The sequence below is a fragment of the Sphingomonas hominis genome (genome assembly GCF_013328205.1).
Taxonomy (GTDB): Bacteria; Pseudomonadota; Alphaproteobacteria; order Sphingomonadales; family Sphingomonadaceae; genus Sphingomonas; species Sphingomonas hominis.
In genome coordinates this window covers 43410-49522 of the sequence record NZ_JABULH010000011.1, presented here as the reverse complement: position 1 = coordinate 49522, position 6113 = coordinate 43410, and the positions used below count along the sequence as shown (strand labels likewise).

Sequence of the window (6113 nt, the reverse complement as noted above, 5' to 3'; positions counted from 1 at the left end):
AGGGGGCACCTCAAGGTTTGTCATATGGACAGCGGCAGTCGGAACAAATGGTCAACAAAGGCCTGAGCGTTGCCGCAAAGTATATTAAGTTTCGTGGGTTTGTGAGGTTGGACGAGTTGGAAGTTACCGGATCACCTCTCGTGATGTTTCACCCGCGGAGCTCGTAGTAGACGATCTGCCATCCATTCTTGGGACCGCGCCACTGGGTGATCTGAAAGCTATGGGCTTGTGCAGACCCGTCCAGGACGCGGCTACTCCACCGTAGCGTTTCATCGTAACTGCTTCCGGACGATAACGCACCCGCTATGCGCCGAATGGGCAGCTTGGCGGGGAGCCTGCGGATGCGTCGGCCATCGTTGCCGACAAAGATAACGTCTTCGGCCACGCTTCGTCTTGGAACAGCCAACCAGTCGACCTGTTTGCCGGCCTGCTCCTGTCGCAAAACAGACGCGATCTCTTTCGCATCGCTAACGGCTTGGATTTGGAGCTGTTCATTGGTGAGTTTTGCCGAGCACTCAGGTTCGATCGCTTGTAAACTTTCTGCCGCTAATGCCTTCGATCCATCCCGACGATAGTCGTCGATTTCCCAGCGCCACCCCTCAGCACTGTTCCGCCAAAGCGTCTTATATGATCCAACTCGATTTCCGCCATCGTACAGCCCGCCGATAACAACTGCCGACCCGCTCGGATCACAGGACGGAAAGACAAGTTCGGGTCTGCGCTCGGCATGGCTCTCGACACTCATCATTGTGAGCCACCACCTTCGGCTACTCTCGGCTGCTTGCAACATGCTGGCCACAGATGGAGAGCGCGCGGTTTCGGGCGCATGTTGTATTGGCCAGGGGTCGCTTTGTGGACCGAAACTGCGTGCCGCTGCCTGACGGCCACTGGCAAGTACAGCTTCCGAGTAGGCCCGCTCCGCCTCCAGCGCGGAATTCGGCGAACTTGCCGCTAGTAGAAGCGCGAAGATCATGGCGAAATCCTACTCCTCAATCAACGTGTCGAGCGATGTACGGGCATCTGCGCCGGATGGTTGAGCGCCCGATAGAGCGTGGCATGATGACACTTCAGCAGCTTCGCCGCTTCGCGCACCGATGTGCCTTCGCCGACGAGACGCTGTCCGAGCGCGATCTGGTCCGGAGTGAGCTTGGGCTTACGCCCGAACTTCACGCCGCGCGCCATGGCTGCCGCGCGGCCGGAACTGGTACGCTGGTGGATCAGCTCGCGCTCGAACTCCGCGATGCCGGCGAACACGGTGAGCACCATGCGTCCCGCAGGCGTGGTCGTGTCGGCCCAGGGCTCGGCGAGCGAGCGCAGCCCCGCTCCCGCCTCGTTCAGCTTCTCGGCGATGTCGAGCAGGTCGCGCGTCGACCGCGCTAGGCGATCGAGCCGGGTGACCACAACCACGTCGTCGTCGCGCAGCTGCTCCAGCATCCGGTCGAGTTCCGGTCGGGCGCGCTTGGCGCCGGACACCTTCTCCTCGAATGTCCGCCGGCATCCGGCCGCCTTCAGTGCCGTCTTTTGAAGCGTGAGATCCTGATCGTCGGTAGATACGCGCGCATAGCCGAGGAGCATGTCGCAGATGTGCATTGGAACACGGCTGATTAGCAACAGACATTTGCGACAGCGTCCGCCCTCGTGGTGTCAGTTTTCGAAGCCAATGTCAGCGAAAGCCGAATGAACGCTTGCTAAGCGGGGCCGGCGTTTGTCACACTCGGCGTCGCTGGTGATCGGAGTCGATGTCAGCAGCTTGCACTTCCCTCGAAGTGGAGGTCGGCAGTTGGCGGAAGCAGCTTCGGACCTGAGCCTCGTTCCCGGGCCGTCATGGCAGGAGGCAGAGCGACGTGCGGCGGTGCTTCGGCCACTGGCGGCGCTGCCGGCCTGTCCCCGCGAGCAGGCCCGCGCAGCCGCAGTCGTCTTGGGCGTGTCCGAGCGTCAGGTTTACCGCTTGCTCCGAAAATGCCGCGAGGGCGGCGGTACGGTAACCACGCTGGTCAGCAGCGGATCGGATGGCGGGCGCGGCAAGAGGCGGATCGAGGAGCGCCGCGAGGCCCTGATCCGCGATGCCGTAGCCGAACTGTACCTGACGCCGCAGCGGCTGTCGGCCGAGAAGATCGTGGTCGAGGTTCGCCGGCGCGCCCGCGACCAGCATGTGCGCCCGCCATCGGCGAGTACCGTCCGGCGCAGGATCGCGGCTTTGTCGCAGGAAGAGCGGCGTAGACGCGGTGACGTGGCTGTTCCGGAAGCGGTGCTGGGATCGACCGTGACCGCCCAGGCGCCGCTCGACGTGGTGCAGATAGACCATACGCCAGTGGACCTCATCCTGGTCGATCCGATCGAGCGCCGCCCGATCGGCCGCCCCTGGGTGACGGTCGCAATCGACGTGTTCAGCCGCTGCATCGCCGGCCTCCTCGTGACGCTGGAAGCACCGTCCGCTACCAGCGTCGGGCTGTGCCTGGCGCATGTCGCGTCGGACAAGCGGTCGTGGCTGACAGCTATCGGGGTCGATGCGGACTGGCCGGTGATGGGACGCCCCCGGCAGATCGGCGTGGACAATGCCGCCGAGTTCCACTCCGAAGCTCTGGAACGCGGCTGCGCCCAGCACGACATCACGATCGACTGGCGACCATTCGGGCGACCGCAGGTCGGTGGTGTCGTGGAACGGGTGATCGGCACGCTGATGGAGTTGGTGCATGGCCTGCCCGGCACGACCTTCTCCAACGTCATGCAGCGTGGACGCTACGACAGCGACAAGGCCGCGTGCCTGACGCTCGCCGAGCTGGAACGATGGTTGGCCGTCGCCATCGCCAAGCTCTACCATCTGCGTCCCCATGCCGGGTTGGACGGCGAAGCCCCATTACAACGCTATCAGGAAGGCGTGCGCGCCCTTGCCACCGAAGGACTGGCACCGCCGTCGCCGCGTGATCCGCGCGCGTTCCTGATCGACTTTCTGCCTGTGGTCCGGCGGACCTTGCGGCGCGACGGGGTAGTGATCGACCACATCCACTATTTTTCGGATGCGCTGAAGCCCTGGATTGAACGGGACGGACCACCCCGGCGCATACTCATCCGCCGCGATCCCCGCGACCTCAGCCGCATCTATGTCCACGACCCCGACGACGGTGGCTATCTCGAAGTCGGCTACCGTGAACTTTCCCGGCCACCCGTCTCGCTATGGGAACACCGTCTCGCCCGATCCCGCCTGCGTCGCCAACGGCAAAGTGAGATAGACGAAGGCATACTGTTCGCCGGGATCGAGGAGATGCGTGAGATCGAGGTCCAAGCGCGAACCGCGACGCGCACGACCCGGCGCAATCAGGCCCGCCGGCTTGGGCTGCGTGTCATCACCGATCCCGCCCCACGGTTGAGCGAACCTGCTTCGCCTTGGCCTGTGCGAGCGGTCGATGGCACGGCATCATCCGAGCCTTTCGATGTAGAGGAGTGGTGAGCATGATGGGCGAGCCGGATCATCTCTCGCCCGCTGCCCGCCCTATCGCCGACCTGCCATCGTCGGAGCGCCTGGCGCATATGCACGGCCAATGGTGGATCGCTCATCCCCACGCGGAAGCGGCCCTGGCGCGGCTCGACGACGCCTTCCGATTTGGGCCAGGCCGCGTCCGGCCGCCCAACCTGCTGATCGTGGGGCCGACTAATAACGGCAAGAGCATGATCGCCGAGAAGTTTCGGCGCCTGCATCCGCCGTCACCAAGTTCGTGCGGCCAGCGCGAAGTCGTGCCGGTCGTGGTGATGCAGATGCCGACCGAACCAAGCGTCCGACGCTTCTACGGTGCGATCCTGACGGCGCTCAACGCGCCAGTGTCGTTCAACCTCCCCGGCGAACGTCTCGAACGCTATGCACTCGACCTTCTGCGCGCGGTCGAGGTGCGGGTGCTGATCGTGGACGAGCTGCACAACCTGCTCGCCGGCACGCACCGTCGCCGCGCCGAATTCCTGAACATGCTCCGCTTTCTCGGCAACACGCTCCGCATCCCGATCGTCGGCCTGGGCACCAAACAGGCTCAGATCGCGGTGCGCAGCGATGACCAGCTTGAGAACCGCTTCGAGCCGATCCCGCTACCGGCATGGCAGGACGACGGTGTGTTCGCGCGCCTCCTCGCCAGTTTCGAGCGGGCGTTGCCTTTGCGCGAACGATCGGCGTTGGCGGACGCTCCTGAAATACGCAGTATGGTGCTGCGCCGATCGACCGGCCTGATCGGCGAGGTCGCGGCCTTGCTCACTGCCGCGACGGTTCATGCGCTGCTGCATGGACGCGAACGGATCGACCGCGTGATGCTTGAAGGGTGCGACTTTCGTGGGCCGGACGAACGGCGCGCCCTGTTCGAAGCGTCCTTCCCCCGTGTTCGATGAAGTCGAGCTGATGGGCGACCTACCGCGCCCGCGCTGGCCGCTGCATCCGCAACCGCGTCCGTTGGAGAGGCTGGACACTTACGTCCGCAGACTGGCCGACACCTACGGCATGGGTGTAGCGACCTTCTGTCGATATGGCCTTGGCTGCAATGTCGGCGATCTTGACCGCTGCGCGGACGATCCGCCCCAAGCCTTGCTGGAACGCCTGTCGAGCGGCACCGGTCAGTCGATCCGCCGGCTCCGCAACATGACCGACGCCCGTTGCCATGCTCGAACCAAGGTGGCGGCGCGCTGGGTAATCCGCTGCGATCCAGAAATCGTCCACAAAATGCGGTTCAGATTTTCTGGACACGGCGGGTTTGTGGACAGTATTTAGAGACGGTCGGCGCCCGATTTTGCGAGCGCCGGCCCGCTTGTCCACAAACCGAGCGGATTAGGGACAGGGGTTACACCACGATGCCGGACGTGCTGGGCTATGCCCGCGTCTCCACCAGCGACCAGGACCTGGAGGTGCAGCGTCGCCGGTTGCGCGACGAAGCGGGCGCGATCCGCGTGTTCGACGATGTGATCTCGGGCAAGAGCTTCGATCGGCCCGGCCTAAACGAGCTGATTGGCTTCTGCCGACCCGGCGATATCATCTGCGTCGTCCGGCTCGATCGCCTCGGCCGATCGCTCAAGGAGCTGCTGGAAACCGTCGACATGTTCAAGGCGCGCGGGCTCGCATTCCGTTCGCTGGAGGAACGGCTCGATACATCCTCGGCTGCAGGCGAGCTGGTGTTCCATGTGTTCGGTGCCATCGCGCATTTCGAGCGCCGGCTGATCGTCGAGCGCACCCGCGACGGCATCGCCGCGGCGCGCGCGCGGGGAAAAGTGCCTGGACGCCCTACGCTCGACGCCGACAAGCTGGCGTCGGCGCTCAAGCTGATCGAGGCCGGCGTGCGTCCGGCGCAGGCGGCGAAGCAGCTTGGGCTTGGCCGATCCACTCTCTACCGCGAACTCGCTGCACTCAAAACCGAGGCACCCACCACGCCCGCACTCAACGCCGCAGAATGAGCCGTAACGTCGTGGCTGTCATCGTCTCTGACATATAGCTGACATCGACTTTGAAAACCGACAGTTCGGCAAAAGCGCAGGTCCGGAGCGTCGCCTATCACCTGTTTGCCGTCACGCGTCTGCTGTCCGTATGGACGCAAGTAGAAGGCACGCTGATGCCGCAAGAAGCACCAGGTCCTTCAACAGGAACTGTCCGGTTCCGGCCGAAATCGCCGGGAACCCGCCAGCGGTCGGCTCGGCGACGCCAGGCGTGCTCAGGAAAAACGTCAGTGTCACGGCATAAGTCAGGCATGACATCGCCGCGCCGAGAGCGGAGGCCGTCTTGTTGAAAGCACCGATAATCAGCGCAGCGGCCGTCGCGAGCTCGACGGTGCCTATAAAATAGCTTCCACCCTGCACCCCAAAAACGGCCGGAATCCAGCTCATGATCGGACTGTTCTTCATCAATGGCGCGATGCCCATCGCTTCATAGCTCGTGAATTTCATGCAACCGAACCAGAGAAAGATGACCACCAGCGCCCAGCGCAGCAACGCGAGAGACCCGCGAGAGCCGGTCGTCTTTTCAGCTATGTGTAATGTCGAAAACATGGTGCCTCGCTTTCATCATGGCGCATGACCTGCCTTCATGCTTAGACAGGCGTGATATATGCGCTGCGCATACACTATGCGCCGGCAATGAATGAGGCAACCCT

At 63.6% G+C, this 6113-nt stretch carries 7 protein-coding genes; 4 read left to right on the top strand and 3 right to left on the bottom strand.

Going from position 1 to position 6113, the window contains the following annotated elements:
* Nucleotides 1-148: 148 nt before the first annotated feature.
* Together HRV97_RS16070 and HRV97_RS16065 are read right to left on the bottom strand one after the other, a co-directional pair.
* Nucleotides 149-973: a hypothetical protein gene (locus tag HRV97_RS16070; RefSeq protein ID WP_126014483.1), complete on the bottom strand. Its 825-nt coding sequence runs from the start codon at nt 971-973 to the stop codon at nt 149-151.
* 20 nt (nt 974-993) lie between these two features.
* Entirely contained in the window at nt 994-1575 is a 582-nt protein-coding gene (locus tag HRV97_RS16065) for a recombinase family protein (RefSeq protein WP_007406331.1), read from the bottom strand.
* A 349-nt stretch (nt 1576-1924) separates the two neighbouring features.
* Between HRV97_RS16065 and HRV97_RS16060 the strand changes: the two genes are divergently transcribed.
* The 4 genes from HRV97_RS16060 (at nt 1925) to HRV97_RS16045 (ending at nt 5421) form a co-directional block, all read left to right on the top strand.
* Nucleotides 1925-3448 carry a Mu transposase C-terminal domain-containing protein gene (locus tag HRV97_RS16060; RefSeq protein ID WP_223176904.1) on the top strand — a complete coding sequence of 508 codons (1524 nt, stop codon included), beginning with the start codon at nt 1925-1927 and terminating at the stop codon, nt 3446-3448.
* A gap of 2 nt (nt 3449-3450) precedes the next feature.
* Nucleotides 3451-4368 (top strand): TniB family NTP-binding protein, encoded by a 918-nt coding sequence (locus HRV97_RS16055; protein ID WP_021245552.1) that lies wholly within the window; start codon nt 3451-3453, stop codon nt 4366-4368.
* The gene (locus HRV97_RS16050; protein WP_021245551.1) at nt 4358-4744 is read left to right on the top strand and encodes a TniQ family protein; all 387 of its coding nucleotides are present in this window, start codon (nt 4358-4360) and stop codon (nt 4742-4744) included. The genes HRV97_RS16055 and HRV97_RS16050 overlap by 11 nt, the downstream gene beginning before the upstream one ends.
* An 80-nt stretch (nt 4745-4824) precedes the next feature.
* Nucleotides 4825-5421 (top strand): recombinase family protein, encoded by a 597-nt coding sequence (locus tag HRV97_RS16045; protein ID WP_021245550.1) that lies wholly within the window; start codon nt 4825-4827, stop codon nt 5419-5421.
* Nucleotides 5422-5532: 111 nt separating this feature from the next.
* Here the strand turns inward: HRV97_RS16045 and HRV97_RS16040 are convergent, their stop codons facing one another.
* Complete coding sequence (locus HRV97_RS16040; protein ID WP_010339850.1) at nt 5533-6009, bottom strand: YkgB family protein; 477 nt, start codon at nt 6007-6009, stop codon at nt 5533-5535.
* Nucleotides 6010-6113: the final 104 nt, after the last annotated feature.